The organism is Vibrio mediterranei, from assembly GCF_900088415.1.
In the GTDB taxonomy this organism is placed as follows: Bacteria; Pseudomonadota; Gammaproteobacteria; order Enterobacterales; family Vibrionaceae; genus Vibrio; species Vibrio mediterranei.
In genome coordinates this window covers 379,380-393,837 of record NZ_FLLQ01000001.1, presented here as the reverse complement: position 1 = coordinate 393,837, position 14,458 = coordinate 379,380, and the positions used below count along the sequence as shown (strand labels likewise).

The window sequence follows — 14,458 nt, the reverse complement described above, 5'->3', positions numbered from 1 at the left end:
TAGAATTTACTCCTCTTCTTTCCAAATAGGCGGCACTTTGTCGAAGAAGGCTTGGAGACCTTTCTGACCTTGAGAAGAGGTACGGGCCTCGGCAATAACTTGGCTTGTGAAATCAATCAATTGAGGATCGATTGGATGATTGTGGCAGTGCTGAATCAAAGCCTTAGTGTTTGCTATTGCGTTTGGACTATTGGCAACGAATTTGTCTACCAGTGCATCCACGAAGGGATCTATCTTACTACCTAGTAGCACCTCGTGAACAATTCCAAGCTCCAGAGCTTGAGGGGCGCCCATGACTTCAGCACTCAGCATATAACGTCGAGCATAACGGGCGCCTATGGTACGAATGACGTAAGGTCCAATGGTCGCAGGAACAAGTCCAAGTTTCACTTCGCTAAGACAGAAACGACAGTCGGCATGAGCAACTACAACATCGCAGCAGCACAGTAGACCTAAAGCCCCGCCAAATGCCGAACCTTGAACGACGGCTACGGTTGGAATCGTTAGCGTGTCTAGACGCTTCATTAGTTCGGCAAGTTTTTGGGCATCTTCCAAGTTTTCGTTTTGACTTTTGTTAGCCATGGATTTCATCCAGGCTAAATCAGCCCCTGCGGAGAAGTGCTTTCCGTTACCACGTAACACTAAGCAGCGGATATTCTTGTCGTTCCCAACGCGATGCAGTGCATCGAGCAGATCGGCAACCATCGCGTCATCAAAGGCATTGCTTTTATGTTGACGATCTAACGTCAGATGAGCGACTCCCTTGGTGTCGACGGTAAATTGAATAGCATTAAGTTCAGTCATAGCCGCCGCCCGTTACATTCGAAAGATGCCAAATTCACTATCGAGGATAGGAGCGTTATCAGTAGCATGCAATGCAAGTGTCAAAATACGGCGTGTGTCTTTGGGATCGATAATGCCATCGTCCCAAAGCCTAGCACTGGCGTAATAGGGATGGCCTTCATTGTTATATCGGTCGACGATATTTTGTTTGTAGCTTAGCTCTTCCTGTTCAGGCCATTGTTGATCCTGACGTTTCTTCACCTCACGTTTTACTTGAGTGAGTACGTTGGCCGCTTGTAATCCCCCCATCACTGAGATACGCGCATTTGGCCACATCCACATCATTGTTGGGTCGTAGGCTCGGCCACACATGCCGTAATTGCCTGCGCCATAAGAACCCCCAATGATGATAGTGAATTTGGGCACATCGGCACAGGAGACCGCCATGACCAGTTTGGCACCATGTTTTGCTATACCGCCTTCTTCATATTGCTTGCCGACCATAAAACCGGTGATATTTTGTAGAAAAAGCAGAGGGACTTTACGTTTGGCGCACAGTTCAACAAAATGCGCGCCTTTTTGGGCTGACTCGGAAAATAAGATGCCGTTGTTGGCAACAATTCCAATGAGTCGTCCAGCAATTCGAGCAAAACCACAGACTAAGGTTGCTCCGTAAAGTGCTTTGAACTCGTCAAACTCAGAGTCATCGACGATTCGAGCTATCACTTCACGGACATCGAAAGATAATCTTAAGTCACTGTTTACGATGCCATATATCTCACTTGGGTCATAACTAGGTGACCCTGTTTTTGTAGCGGTGTGGCTAGCTGGTAACGTATTGCTTACGTTAGTGCTTGTAACGGCTTGTCGGGCTAACTCCAAAGCATGTTGTTCGTTGTGGGCGTAATAGTCAGCGACACCGGACTTTTTACAGTGTACGTCCGCGCCACCAAGTTCTTCATCAGTCACTTCTTCTCCGGTCGCTGCTTTTACAAGAGGTGGGCCAGCGAGAAAAATCGTACTTTGATTTTTGACCATAATGGATACGTCAGCCATAGCGGGAACATACGCGCCTCCAGCGGTACATAGACCGAGTACCACAGCGATTTGCGGTATGCCTTTAGCTGACATTCGAGCTTGATTAAAGAAAATGCGCCCGAAATGATCCTTGTCTGGAAACACTTCGGCTTGGTGAGGCAAATTTGCTCCCCCAGAGTCTACAAGATAGATACAGGGAAGGTGGCAGCGCGCCGCTATTTCTTGGGCTCGAAGGTGCTTTTTGACGGTCAGCGGGTAGTAGGTTCCGCCTTTAACAGCGGGATCGTTAGCAATGATCATACATTGAGTGTTGCAAACCGTACCAATTCCAGCGACGACTCCTGCACAAGGCACTTTGTCCTCGTATACCTCCCATGCTGCAAATTGACCAATTTCAAGGAAATCAGAATGCTGATCGAGCAGGGCATCAATACGTTCGCGAACCGGGAGTTTTCCTTTTGCACGTTGACGTTGAATGGCTTTTTCGCCACCGCCTTCCGCGATGGTTGAAAGGTCGGTTTCAAGCTGTGCCACGAGCGCATTCATCGCTTTTTGGTTTTTTAGATAAAGCTCTGAGTTGGGTTTCACTTTACTGACAATTTTAGTCATAAATCCCTCCGCTATTGCGACTCTTGGAACAGCTCTCGGCCGATAAGCATGCGGCGGATTTCTGATGTGCCGGCACCGATTTCATATAGTTTGGCGTCACGCAACAAACGCCCTGCTGCATATTCATTGATATAGCCATTCCCGCCTAACAATTGGATTGCATCTAATGCCATTTGTGTCGCAAGTTCCGCATTGTAGAGAATGACACCAGCAGAATCTTTTCGAGTAATTTCACCTCTATCGCAGGCGTTGGCGACCGCATACAAATAGGCACGTGCTGCATTGCAGCGTGTATACATATCAGCGAGTTTTGCTTGGACCAATTGAAACTCACCAATAGGGCGGCCGAACTGTTTTCGTTCGTGAACGTAGGGGACAACCAAATCAAGGCAGGCCTGCATGATACCCAACGGACCCGCTGCTAGTACGACACGCTCGTAGTCAAGCCCGCTCATCAGTACTTCAACACCGTGATTGACTTCCCCTAGAACATTTTCTAGGGGTACTTTGCAGTTTTGAAACACAAGTTCGCAGGTGTTGGAGCCTCTCATACCAAGTTTGTCGAGTTTTTGTGCGTGGCTGAATCCTTCTAATTGCTTTTCGATAATGAAAGCAGTAATACCGTGTTGAGCCGCCGAAGGGTCAGTCTTGGCGTAGACCACTACCACATCCGCATCTGGACCATTGGTAATCCACATCTTGCAGCCATTAAGCACAAAATGGTCACCATGCCGTTCTGCGCGAAGCTGCATGCTTATAACATCTGAGCCTGCATTCGCTTCACTCATGGCTAATGCACCAATGTGAGTACCATCAACGAGTTTTGGGAGGTATTTTGCTCGCTGGGCATCATTACCATTTCGAAAGATTTGATTAACGCAAAGGTTGGAGTGAGCACCATAACTGAGGGCAATGGAAGCAGAAGCCCGGCTGATTTCTTCTAGGGCGATGACATGAGCAAGATACCCCATGGCGGCACCACCATATTGCTCGTCAACGGTTACGCCGAGTAGACCCATCTCACCAAGCTCTGGCCAGAGGTGGTTTGGGAATGCGTTATCCGCATCTACTTGTGCAGCGATAGGGGCGATGCGTTCGCGAGCAAAAGCACTGACATGCTCGCGCAGTAAGTTGATGGATTCATCAAGCCCAAAGTTCAGTGGGCTGTACTGATTAATCATAGAACCTCCCTTTATCTGGAAGAGACTCTACATCCTGTTACTTTGGCAATGAATCACAGCGTCAGAAGCAATTAGCTTGTTTTCTGCTTTCCTAAGGCTTCGATACAACGTTTCTTTGCCACAGATAAGTCTTCCAGTAGTGCATTAATGTCTTCAAGTTGGCGTTTTAAAACCGCTTCTTTTTCATCAATGATGATGAGCATTTGCGTGAGCTGATGCTCTCCCTGATGTGTGTCATAAAGCTCAAATAACTCGCGTATCTCCGCAAGAGAGAACCCAAGTCTTTTACCGCGCAGTATTAACTTCAAGCGAATCTTGTCTCTTCGTTGATAGATTCGCATCGTGCCTTTACGGTCAGGTTGTATTAATCCTTCATCTTCGTAAAAACGAATGCTGCGAGTTGTTACATCAAATTCTTTTGCGAGCTCGCTGATCTTATAAGTTTCCATCGGTTACTGCTCTCCGAACTATGTTTTGGTCAGGCTTCGCGACCACTGCATTAATTTTAAAAGTCATTACCCAGTCGTTTGATGTAGTGATGTCCGACATTGGCGTAATGAAAAAATGATACGTTATTAAGTTGTTTCTTTACGTTTACGTAAATGTTAGTGCTATGCTTACTCATACGTCAAGGAAATAGTCGAGAATGCAGTTTAAAGACCAACGTCGTCACAAGGGCACAAGGAGAGAGTAATGCATCAACGAGAAGTCTGGATTGTCGCTGCAAAACGAACACCGATGGGACGGTTTCAAGGTGAACTGTCGTCATTCACTGCTCCACAGTTGGGAAGTGCTGCGATAAAGGCGGTGTTGAATGATGTTACTTTAGACCGATCTTCCGTTGATGAACTCTTGATGGGATGTGTGTTGCCTGCTGGGTGTGGTCAAGCGCCAGCAAGACAGGCTGCTCTAGGTGCTGGAATAGCGGAGTCGGTTCCTTGTACCACGATTAATAAGGTATGCGGCTCTGGCATGAAAACGGTAATGCTTGCCCATTCGATGATTCAATTTGGCGAGGCAAACTGTGTGATCGCTGGTGGTATGGAAAGCATGACCAACGCGCCTTACTTGTTGCCCAATGCAAGACAAGGGATGCGAATCGGACACAAGTCTGCGTACGACCATATGTTTACCGATGGTTTAGAGGATGCCTATGAAGGCAAGCTAATGGGCATGTACGGTCAAGCCGTCGCGGATGAGCTTGGTTTCTCTCGCGAGCAAATGGACAGCTGGGCGACCATGTCTGCAGAGCGTGCGCTCAATGCGCAGCAACAAGGTTTATTTAGCAACGAAATAGCGCCACTCGATAGCCAGCACCATGAGCCCATTAATGAAGATGAATTACCAAAAACCATCAATCTCGACAAAATTCCAAAGCTGAAACCCGCCTTTAGTCAACATGGCACTATTACCGCAGCGAACTCAAGTGCTATCTCTGACGGAGCGGCTGCGCTCCTACTGATGGAAAAAGAGCAGGCTATAGCTCTGCAGCTCAAGCCTTTAGCCATTATTAAAGGACATGCATCGTTTGCCAGAAAGTCTAGTGAATTCACCCTGGCCCCCGTTGGAGCTATCAAACAGTTACTTACTAGACTCGAATGGCGCGTGGATGACGTGGATGGATGGGAGATCAATGAGGCGTTTGCTGTCGTCACGCAAATAGCGGTGAATCATTTTAAATTGGATAGCGACAATGTGAATGTGAATGGAGGAGCCTGTGCGTTAGGTCATCCTCTTGGTGCAAGTGGCGCACGAATACTGGTTACTCTAATTCATAGTTTGAAAGCAAAATTAGCGAGTTCAGAGTGCGAGAAAAGCTCGCTCAAAGGTGTAGCTGCATTGTGTATTGGTGGTGGGGAAGCGACCGCAATAGCTGTGGAAATTCCACGTTAATACGGAGAGGGAGATCATGAGTGAGAAAGTGCCTTTGTTTATCGACGGTGAATGCCGTCAATCATTAGCATCTGAATGGCTAGACGTCACCAATCCAGCGACCAATGAAATCATTGGCTCGGTACCAGTCACGCTAGACATTGAGATGCAGCGTGCTATTGAAAGTGCCTTACAAGCGCAAAAGGATTGGAAAGACGTACCTGTTTCTGAACGCGCGCGAGTGATGCTTCGTTATCAGCATTTACTCAAGGAACATCATGATGATATCGCTGAATTGCTTTCAAAAGAGACAGGCAAAACATTGGCGGATGCCAAGGGAGATGTTTGGCGTGGCATTGAGGTCGTCGAGCAAGCCGCCAATATTGCCAGCAATATGATGGGAGAGACCGTCGAGAATGTAGCGACAGACATAGATGGCTTTTCTATTGTTCAGCCTCTTGGCGTTTGCTGTGGCATTACGCCTTTTAACTTTCCAGCCATGATTCCGCTTTGGATGTTTCCTATTGCGATTGCGGCCGGAAACAGCTTTATCCTCAAACCCTCTGAACAGGTGCCGCTAACATCCATAATGCTCGCCGAGTTATTTCAGCAGGCGGGTGCACCTAGCGGAGTTCTTCAAGTGATTCACGGTACTAAGCCTCAAGTGGATTATTTGCTGAAACATCCAGATATCAAAGCCATATCATTTGTAGGCTCGGTACCGACCGCTCAATACATCTATCAAGTAGGCACTCAACACCATAAACGGGTTCAAGCATTTGCAGGGGCTAAAAATCATATGGTGGTTATGCCGGATGCAAATAAAGCTCAGGTAATAAATAACCTTGTAGGAGCATCCGTCGGAGCGGCGGGGCAGCGATGTATGGCGATTTCAGTCGCTGTATTTGTTGGTTCCTCTAAGCAATGGATAGCTGAACTGAAAGTTGAAATGGCGAAGATTAAACCTGGATCCAAAGAGGATCCTGAAGCTGCTTACGGTCCATTAATCAGCCAACAGGCTAAGCAGCGAGTTTTGTCTTTTATTGAGGAAGGTAAGCAATCTGGAGCGATATGCGAACTCGATGGTAGTCACTGTAGAGTAGATGGCTATCCCAATGGCAATTGGGTTGGCCCCACCTTGTTTAGCGGTGTTACGACTGACATGTCTATCTACCAACAAGAAATTTTTGGTCCGGTTTTAGTGTGCGTTGAAGTGGATACGCTCGAACAGGCGCTTGAGCTAGTAAATCGAAATCCCTACGGTAACGGTACTTCAATTTTCACTGCTAGTGGCGCTGCTGCAAGGAAATATCAACACGAAGTGCTTGTCGGTCAGGTAGGGATCAATGTTCCTATTCCCGTGCCATTACCATTTTTCTCTTTCACCGGATGGCGTGGGAGTTTTTATGGTGATCTGCATGCTTACGGTAAGCAAGCTGTGCGCTTCTATACGGAAACCAAAACAGTCACGTCGCGTTGGTTTGAAGATGATATTCCTGATGGACCTAATTTGACGATTCAACTTAAGTAGTTTCACTGCGGAAAATCGCAGAGCGCTTAAATCATGAAAGTGGATGGTGAGGTAATGCTATGGATTTTGAACTGAATGAAGACCAACGAGCGTTTTCGGAGACGGCTTTTCAGTTTGCCAATGAGCACTTAATGCCTAATGCAGCACAATGGGACGAAGAATGTATCTTCCCTAAAGAGGTGTTAAAGCAAGCTGGTGAATTGGGCTTTTTGGCACTGTATACACCAGAGCAAGAAGGCGGTTTAGGATTAAGTCGTCTTGACTCGTCTATTGTGTTTGAAAAGCTAAGCATGGGTTGTACCTCCACCACGGCCTTTATGACCATCCACAATATGGTGACATGGATGGTAGCCAGTTTTGGCACGGAAGAGGCTAAGCAGGTGTTTTGTCCTAGTTTAATTAGTGGAGATTGGCTGGGGTCTTACTGTTTAACGGAGGCGACTGCGGGATCAGATGCGGCTTCATTGCTGACAACTGCTGAGAGACAAGACGACAGTTACATCATTAACGGTTCAAAAGCCTTTATCTCAGGAGGTGGAGAGACCGATGTACTAGTGGTAATGGCAAGAACGGGTGGCACTGGTGCTAAAGGTATTTCGGCATTTGTTGTACCCGCAGATTGTGATGGAGTCAGTTATGGACGCAAAGAGCCTAAGATGGGCTGGAATAGCCAACCAACGCGAGCCATCACATTCGATAACGTTGTTGTCCCTGCGAAATATCGCTTAGGTGAAGAGGGACAAGGTTTTACCTTTGCTATGAAAGGGCTGGATGGCGGGCGAATCAATATCGCGACTTGTTCCGTAGGAACAGCACAGCATGCGTTAAATCAAGCTGCTCAGTATCTTCATGAACGAAAGCAATTTGGAAGTAGTTTAAGCCAGTTTCAAGCTTTACAGTTTAAGTTGGCAGACTTAGCAACGGAGCTGGTCGCGGCGAGACAGATGGTACGTTTAGCGGCATTTAAACTAGACAATCAGCATCCAGATGCGACGACCTATTGCGCGATGGCGAAACGATTCGCAACCGACGTTGGATTTAAAGTGTGCGATGGTGTGTTGCAACTCTTTGGTGGTTACGGCTACATCAAAGAATATTCGCTTGAGCGTCATTTCAGAGACGTAAGAGTGCATCAAATCTTAGAAGGGACCAACGAGATTATGCGCTTGATCATTGCAAGACGAGTTCTAAGCGACGCATTCGCTATTGAGTAACGCATTCAACACGGAGGAAACAAGATGTCAGAGGTTAGTTCGATTCCTTATACCATTGATAACCATGTGGCTGTGTTAACTATGCACAATCCACCCGCCAATACATGGACTTGTGAAAGCTTAGTGCGCCTTAAACAATTAATATTTGAGCTAAATGATAACAAAGATGTCTATGCGTTGGTTATCACTGGCAACGGAGAGAAATTCTTTTCCGCCGGTGCTGATTTGAAGGTGTTTGCTCAAGGGGACAAAGAAAGTGCTTGCACCATGTCAAGAGTGTTTGGTGAAGCGTTTGAGGCGTTGTCAGGTTTTCGTGGCGTGTCAATTGCCGCCATTAACGGCTATGCAATGGGCGGCGGTTTAGAGGTAGCGCTCGCTTGTGATATTCGAATCGCAGAGCAACAGGCCGTTTTAGCACTTCCGGAAGCCAAAGTCGGCTTACTACCATGTGCGGGGGGAACGCAAAACCTTACGGCTCTGGTAGGTGAAGGCTGGGCAAAACGAATCATTTTGTGTGGAGAGCAAGTATCGGCACAAAAAGCACTGGATATAAGATTGGTTGAAGAGGTTGTTGAAAGGGGTAAGGCGCTGTCTGTCGCAGTAGCGTTGGCAGAGCAAGTTGCTCATCAATCACCTAGCTCGGTAACGGTATGCAAGACATTGATTCAGTCAAATCGACACGATTTTATTTCTCATGGTTTAGTCAAAGAACGAGAGCTGTTCATCCGATTGTTTGATACCGAGGATCAGCGAGAAGGGGTGAATGCTTTTCTAGAAAAAAGACCACCCGAATGGAAGAACAGCTAGGAGAGCAAAATGTCAGATACGGTGAATTTTCAAGAACTTCCCTGTGGTGAAGACGGCTATGTAGTTGCTATAGCCACGTTAGATAACAGTACCTCATTAAATGCACTCACTCACAATATGATTGTGCTACTGAAACAACAACTCGAAAAGTGGCATCAGGACGAGCGAGTGGTGTGTGTGGTTTTGGACGGTGCGGGTGAAAAGGCGTTCTGTGCGGGTGGCGATGTACGAGCCATGCACACCATGATGAAAACGGAACCAGCAGATGTGGCCAAAGCGTACTGCGAGCAGTTTTTTAGGGTGGAATATGAGTGCGACTACCTCATTCATAGCTACTGTAAGCCTATCATTGGTTGGGGAGACGGTATTGTGATGGGCGGAGGAATGGGGCTGTTTATGGGAACCAGCCATAAGGTTGTCACGCCTGCATCACGTTTAGCGATGCCGGAAATTAGCATCGGCCTCTTTCCCGATGTGGGGGCAACTTACTTCCTTAATCAACTTGAAGATCGCTTGGGCCTGTTTTTAGGACTGACTGGCGTCATGTTTAATGCCACGGATGCGATGGACATTCATATGGCGGACCATTTAGTTGTCCCTGATGCTAAAGAGAAGTTCATTAATCAGTTGCAAGAAACCGATTGGAACTGTGTCGAAGATAGTTACGAATTTATCTCCGAATGTTTAGATAAATTGGCCGCCAAAGATAAGTCCAACTTGCCAGCACCTCAGTTGAAACCGCGCTTGAATGAAATTTGCGCGGCATGCAACGCAACCGACATTGGGACGGTATTCACTAATATTATGGCGTTACCGGGTAACGAAAAGTGGTTGGCAGCAGCGAAACATAACCTAACTGGGGGCAGTCCTATTACTGCTCATATCTGTTTTCGACAAATTAATGACTATAGCCATTTATCGCTTGCGGATTGTTTTCGACTCGAACTGATTCTCGGTGTTAGGAGCGCTACATTAGGGGAATTTGAAGAAGGGGTGCGTTCACGTCTAGTTGACAAAGACGGCGCACCACATTGGAAGTATCCAAACATTAACTCAGTTGATAAAGCCGTAATTGACGAGTTGTTCACCTCATTGTGGCGAGAGCAAGAACATCCTCTATTTCAGCTTGGTCGGGTTTAAGGAGAAGCGCTATGAATCAGTCAGAGTGTAATACCATTGCGTTTGTTGGGCTTGGTAACATGGGCGGTCCTATGGTGGAAAACCTGTTAAAAGCCGGTTTATCCGTCAATGTCTTTGATCTTGTCCCTGAGCTTGCTAAGAAGCTTGAATCTGTCGGTGCGAAGGCATTTAACAGCCTAGAAGCGGCGGTTGAAAATGTTGATGCGGTAATAACCATGCTTCCAGCGGGAGAGCATGTGCGAGCGGTGTATTTAGGTGACCATCATGGAGGTGAAGGGCTACTCAAACTGGTAAAACCGGGTACATTCCTTATAGATTCTTCGACAATTGATCCGGATTCCGCAAAGTTAGTTGCTAAAGAGGCAACCAAAAATGGATTGAGTTTTGTTGATGCGCCTGTCTCTGGTGGCGTAGCAGGTGCCAAAGCTGGAACGCTTACATTTATTGTCGGTGGTACTGAGCAAGCGTTTGAAACCTCACAACAAATCTTAGCTCATATGGGGAAGAACATCTTCCATGCAGGGCAAGCCGGTGACGGCCAAATGGCTAAAATTTGTAATAACTTGTTATTGGGCATCGTCATGTCTGGAACTTGTGAAGCCTTGAGCCTTGGGGTCGATAACGGTCTCAACCCTGAGGTACTATCAAATATTATGCAACAGAGCTCTGGAAGAAACTGGGTTTTAGAACTATATAACCCTTGTCCGGGAGTAATGGAATCTGCTCCAGCGAGCAATCAGTACGCTCCGGGCTTTATGAGTAAGTTGATGTCAAAAGACTTGGGATTAGGGATGCAGGCTGCGGCTAATAGCCAATCTGCTGTTCCTATGGGCGCATTAGCGCGTAATCTCTACGCATTTCATAACAATAATGGCAATGCAGAGTTAGATTTCTCCAGTCTGTTTGAGTATTTTCGTAGTGAAAGGGAGAAGTAGATGGAACTGAAACAGAGCGTTATCGCCATTACCGGTGCTGGCCAAGGATTAGGTCAAACAATGGCGACAAGTCTCGCACAACAAGGAGCGCATCTCGCATTGATGGACGTGAACCTTGAAGCGTTGGCACAGACCAAACAGTTGTGTGAGGATTTAGGGGTTAAAGCACAAATCTATCAAGTAGATGTGACCAATGAAGAGCAGGTGGAATCTGTATTTAGTGACATTGTCACTGATTTTGGGGCGCTAAATGGTTTGATTAATAATGCCGGTATTCTTCGCGATGGCATGTTAGTTAAAGCGAGAGATGGTGAGATATCTAAGATGTCTTTAGACCAGTTCAACTCGGTCATTAACGTCAATCTCACCGGTACGTTTTTGTGTGGCCGTGAAGCCGCAGTAAAAATGATCGAAACGGACTCGAGAGGCGTTATTATCAACATCTCAAGTGTGTCGAGAGCAGGTAATATGGGGCAAACTAACTACGCCGCTTCTAAAGCGGCGGTGGCGACCATGGCTTCCGTTTGGGGGAAAGAACTTGCGCGCTATGGCATTCGCGCTGCTGCCATTGCTCCGGGTGTCGTTGAGACATCAATGACCGCGCAAATGAAGCCAGAAGCTCGTGAAAGACTTGAGCATATGGTTCCAGTAAGACGAATGGCCGATCCGTCAGAGATCGCTCATACGGTGCGTTTTATACTGGAAAATGAATACGTGAATGGTCGCGTCATCGAAGTGGATGGCGGTCTAGTGATTTAACCACCTTTGTTCTCATTGACGATTACATAGCTTGATAATTTGGACCGCCACCGCCTTCTGGTGGGGTCCATTTTATATTGGCTGATGGGTCTTTAATATCGCAAGTCTTGCAGTGTAGACAGTTACTGGCGTTGATTTGCAGCTGTTTGCGACCTTCCACTTCAATAATCTCATACACACCAGCAGGACAATAGCGCTGACTAGGCTCGTCAAACTGTGGAATATGGCTATCGGTGACCACATTGACATCGAGAAGTTGCAGATGACACGGTTGATTCTCTTCATGTTGGGTACCAGACATATAAACCGAAGAGGGTTTGTCAAAACTCAATACGCCATCGGGCTTTGGGTAGGTGATGTTAGGCACTCTGCTTTTATGTGCTAACTGTGAGTGATCATCACTGGCGTCAGTCACTCTCCAAGGAATCGGGCGATTGAATAAACGTGTCCATACATTTTGTTCGAGCACGTTGAGCATGCCCCCTATAGGTTCGCCGAAACGATGCAAGTTAGCGCCAAAGTTTTGTGTGTCGCTGAGTTCTTGATGGAGCCAAGACGCTTCAAATAAGGTTTGATAATCCGCTTCATTATGCGCGCATCCCTTCGCGAGTTGCTGATAAACCGCCTCGGCAGATAACATGCCGGACTTCATTGCGGTATGGGTGCCTTTTATTTTGCCCATGTTCAGCGTGCCGGCATCGCAACCAATGAGCAGCCCTCCAGGGAACTGCTGTTTGGGGAGCGAACGAAGGCCACCTTTAGCGATGGCTCTTGCACCAAACGATAGACGTTCACCATCACGAAGGTATTTCGCAATGGCTGGGTGATGTTTGAAGCGTTGAAATTCGTCAAAAGGGCTTAGGTGAGGATTGGTATAATTGAGGTCGACAATTAGACCAACAGCGATCTGATGATTGTCCAGGTGGTAGACGAAGCTGCCTCCGGTGGCTTTAGAATCGTGCAAGGGCCAACCGACGCCATGAATGACTTTGCCTTTAGCGTAGTGGGGCTGCTCATCGGGTAGTTGCCAAACTTCTTTAAAACCTAAAGCGTAATGCTGTGGCTGCTTGTCCTGATCGAGCTTAAATCTCTGAATAAGTTCCTTACCTAAATGACCACGCGCACCTTCAGCGAAAATGGTGTACTTACCCCTTAATTCGATACCTGCTTCAAACGTGCTTTTTTGTTCTCCGTTCTTATCTAACCCCATATCTGAAGTACACACACCAACCACTGCGCCTGTATCGGAATAGATAACGTGTTGCGCTGCAAAACCAGGGAAGATTTCAACGCCAAGTCGTTCTGCCTGCTCTGCAAGCCATTGACACAACAAGCCAAGACTAATGATGTGATTCGATTCGTTGTTGTGCAGTGTAGTTGGCGTTAGAAATGAAGGTATGTTTAAGTGATTGTATTGGGTGGTCAGATAAATGAAGTCATCTTGCTGGACAGGATTGTTCACTGGCGCGTTTAGCGATTTCCAGTCAGGAATAAGCTCATCAAGCGCTCTGGTTTCAAACACTGCACCAGAGAGGATATGAGCCCCAATTTCGGCACCTTTCTCAATCACACATACCGATAGCTCTGACTCGTTTTGCGTCGCAAGCTGAATAAGATGGATGGCACTAGCAAGCCCCGCAGGACCGGCACCAACTATAACCACGTCAAATTCCATGCATTCTCTTTCCATGTTCACCACCTAATTTTGCAAAATGGATCCATTTTGGAACTCTACGTATAACTATAGTGCAGTTGACGTAAACGTAAACTTTACTAAGCTCAAATAGTAACCATTAGGCTTGTTCGTTTTATCCAAGGAGTCGGTATGAAGGTGTTAGTTGCTGTAAAGCGTGTCGTTGATCCCTATGTAAAAGTTCGTGTCCTTAAAGATGGTAGTGGCGTTGAAACCGCTAACGTCAAAATGTCGATGAATCCTTTCTGTGAGATTGCTGTGGAAGAAGCCATAAGACTTAAAGAGTCTGGCTCTGTAGACGAAGTAGTGGTCGTGAGTATTGGTGATAAGACAGTGCAAGAAACGTTGCGCAATGCCCTTGCTTTGGGAGCTGACAGAGCGATCCATATAGAAGCGGCAGCATCACCTGAGCCTTTAGCTGTAGCAAAAATCTTGAAAGCGATGGTTGAGAAAGAACAGCCAACATTGGTTCTACTAGGTAAACAATCGATCGATACGGACAACAATCAAGTTGCGCAAATGCTAGCGGCTTTGACGAGTAGACCTCAAGGAACGTTTGCCTCGCAAGTCATACTGTCGGGTGAGCATATTGAAGTCACTAGAGAGATAGACGGGGGACTGGAGACCTTGAAACTGACATTGCCAGCCATCATCAGCACTGATTTGAGGTTGAACGAACCTCGTTATGCGTCCTTACCTAACATCATGAAGGCCAAGCGCAAGCCACTTGATGTTATCGATGTTGACTCATTGGGCGTGAACGTGAGTCCGAAACATCAGGTTTTGGAAGTCTTAGCTCCCAAAGCGCGTCCAGCAGGCGTGAAAGTCGCAACTGTAGATGAGTTGATCGATAAGTTAACGAATGAAGCAAAAGTACTTTAAGCCGGTGAGTATCA

The 14,458-nt window shown here is 46.8% G+C and carries 13 protein-coding genes; 8 read left to right on the top strand and 5 right to left on the bottom strand.

Going from position 1 to position 14,458, the window contains the following annotated elements:
• Window positions 1-6: 6 nt before the first annotated feature.
• The 4 genes from VME0621_RS01780 to VME0621_RS01765 all read right to left on the bottom strand — a co-directional run bounded on the left by VME0621_RS01780 (window position 7) and on the right by VME0621_RS01765 (window position 4,060).
• On the bottom strand, window positions 7-804 hold the full coding sequence (locus VME0621_RS01780; RefSeq protein ID WP_031493625.1) for an enoyl-CoA hydratase-related protein: 798 nt from the start codon (window positions 802-804) through the stop codon (window positions 7-9).
• Between the two features lie 12 nt (window positions 805-816).
• A complete protein-coding gene (locus VME0621_RS01775; RefSeq protein WP_062458923.1) occupies window positions 817-2,430 on the bottom strand; it encodes a carboxyl transferase domain-containing protein in 1,614 nt (537 codons plus the stop codon).
• Window positions 2,431-2,441: 11 nt separating this feature from the next.
• Entirely contained in the window at window positions 2,442-3,611 is a 1,170-nt protein-coding gene (locus tag VME0621_RS01770; RefSeq protein WP_062458920.1) for an isovaleryl-CoA dehydrogenase, read from the bottom strand.
• Window positions 3,612-3,682: 71 nt separating this feature from the next.
• Window positions 3,683-4,060 (bottom strand): MerR family transcriptional regulator, encoded by a 378-nt coding sequence (locus VME0621_RS01765; protein ID WP_062458916.1) that lies wholly within the window; start codon window positions 4,058-4,060, stop codon window positions 3,683-3,685.
• 244 nt (window positions 4,061-4,304) lie between these two features.
• Here VME0621_RS01765 and VME0621_RS01760 point away from each other — a divergent pair, with 244 nt between their 5' ends.
• Genes VME0621_RS01760 through VME0621_RS01730 form a run of 7 tightly spaced genes read left to right on the top strand, consistent with a single transcriptional unit; the run spans window position 4,305 to window position 11,869 of the window.
• The gene (locus tag VME0621_RS01760; RefSeq protein WP_062458913.1) at window positions 4,305-5,504 is read left to right on the top strand and encodes a thiolase family protein; all 1,200 of its coding nucleotides are present in this window, start codon (window positions 4,305-4,307) and stop codon (window positions 5,502-5,504) included.
• 16 nt (window positions 5,505-5,520) lie between these two features.
• Complete coding sequence (locus VME0621_RS01755; protein WP_062458910.1) at window positions 5,521-7,014, top strand: CoA-acylating methylmalonate-semialdehyde dehydrogenase; 1,494 nt, start codon at window positions 5,521-5,523, stop codon at window positions 7,012-7,014.
• Window positions 7,015-7,073: 59 nt separating this feature from the next.
• Window positions 7,074-8,228, top strand: coding sequence for an acyl-CoA dehydrogenase family protein (locus tag VME0621_RS01750; RefSeq protein ID WP_062458905.1), 1,155 nt, complete (start codon window positions 7,074-7,076; stop codon window positions 8,226-8,228).
• 24 nt (window positions 8,229-8,252) lie between these two features.
• Window positions 8,253-9,035, top strand: coding sequence for an enoyl-CoA hydratase (locus VME0621_RS01745; RefSeq protein ID WP_062458902.1), 783 nt, complete (start codon window positions 8,253-8,255; stop codon window positions 9,033-9,035).
• Between the two features lie 9 nt (window positions 9,036-9,044).
• Window positions 9,045-10,175: an enoyl-CoA hydratase/isomerase family protein gene (locus VME0621_RS01740; RefSeq protein ID WP_062458899.1), complete on the top strand. Its 1,131-nt coding sequence runs from the start codon at window positions 9,045-9,047 to the stop codon at window positions 10,173-10,175.
• Window positions 10,176-10,186: 11 nt separating this feature from the next.
• On the top strand, window positions 10,187-11,110 hold the full coding sequence (gene mmsB, locus VME0621_RS01735) for a 3-hydroxyisobutyrate dehydrogenase (protein ID WP_062458896.1): 924 nt from the start codon (window positions 10,187-10,189) through the stop codon (window positions 11,108-11,110).
• The gene (locus tag VME0621_RS01730) at window positions 11,111-11,869 is read left to right on the top strand and encodes an SDR family oxidoreductase (RefSeq protein ID WP_031493739.1); all 759 of its coding nucleotides are present in this window, start codon (window positions 11,111-11,113) and stop codon (window positions 11,867-11,869) included.
• A 22-nt stretch (window positions 11,870-11,891) separates the two neighbouring features.
• Here the strand turns inward: VME0621_RS01730 and VME0621_RS01725 are convergent, their stop codons facing one another.
• Entirely contained in the window at window positions 11,892-13,559 is a 1,668-nt protein-coding gene (locus tag VME0621_RS01725; protein ID WP_062458894.1) for an electron transfer flavoprotein-ubiquinone oxidoreductase, read from the bottom strand.
• 135 nt (window positions 13,560-13,694) lie between these two features.
• Here VME0621_RS01725 and VME0621_RS01720 point away from each other — a divergent pair, with 135 nt between their 5' ends.
• Window positions 13,695-14,444 carry an electron transfer flavoprotein subunit beta/FixA family protein gene (locus tag VME0621_RS01720; protein ID WP_062458892.1) on the top strand — a complete coding sequence of 250 codons (750 nt, stop codon included), beginning with the start codon at window positions 13,695-13,697 and terminating at the stop codon, window positions 14,442-14,444.
• The last annotated feature ends 14 nt before the right edge of the window (window positions 14,445-14,458 follow it).

Excerpts from the sequence above, each read along its gene's own strand:
- VME0621_RS01780 (WP_031493625.1), bottom strand. The coding sequence starts at position 804 with ATGACTGAACTTAATGCTATTCAATTTACCGTCGACACCAAGGGAGTC.
- VME0621_RS01775 (WP_062458923.1), bottom strand. The coding sequence starts at position 2,430 with ATGACTAAAATTGTCAGTAAAGTGAAACCCAACTCAGAGCTTTATCTA.
- VME0621_RS01770 (WP_062458920.1), bottom strand. The coding sequence starts at position 3,611 with ATGATTAATCAGTACAGCCCACTGAACTTTGGGCTTGATGAATCCATC.
- VME0621_RS01765 (WP_062458916.1), bottom strand. The coding sequence starts at position 4,060 with ATGGAAACTTATAAGATCAGCGAGCTCGCAAAAGAATTTGATGTAACA.
- VME0621_RS01760 (WP_062458913.1), top strand. The coding sequence starts at position 4,305 with ATGCATCAACGAGAAGTCTGGATTGTCGCTGCAAAACGAACACCGATG.
- VME0621_RS01755 (WP_062458910.1), top strand. The coding sequence starts at position 5,521 with ATGAGTGAGAAAGTGCCTTTGTTTATCGACGGTGAATGCCGTCAATCA.
- VME0621_RS01750 (WP_062458905.1), top strand. The coding sequence starts at position 7,074 with ATGGATTTTGAACTGAATGAAGACCAACGAGCGTTTTCGGAGACGGCT.
- VME0621_RS01745 (WP_062458902.1), top strand. The coding sequence starts at position 8,253 with ATGTCAGAGGTTAGTTCGATTCCTTATACCATTGATAACCATGTGGCT.
- VME0621_RS01740 (WP_062458899.1), top strand. The coding sequence starts at position 9,045 with ATGTCAGATACGGTGAATTTTCAAGAACTTCCCTGTGGTGAAGACGGC.
- mmsB (WP_062458896.1), top strand. The coding sequence starts at position 10,187 with ATGAATCAGTCAGAGTGTAATACCATTGCGTTTGTTGGGCTTGGTAAC.
- VME0621_RS01730 (WP_031493739.1), top strand. The coding sequence starts at position 11,111 with ATGGAACTGAAACAGAGCGTTATCGCCATTACCGGTGCTGGCCAAGGA.
- VME0621_RS01725 (WP_062458894.1), bottom strand. The coding sequence starts at position 13,559 with ATGGAAAGAGAATGCATGGAATTTGACGTGGTTATAGTTGGTGCCGGT.
- VME0621_RS01720 (WP_062458892.1), top strand. The coding sequence starts at position 13,695 with ATGAAGGTGTTAGTTGCTGTAAAGCGTGTCGTTGATCCCTATGTAAAA.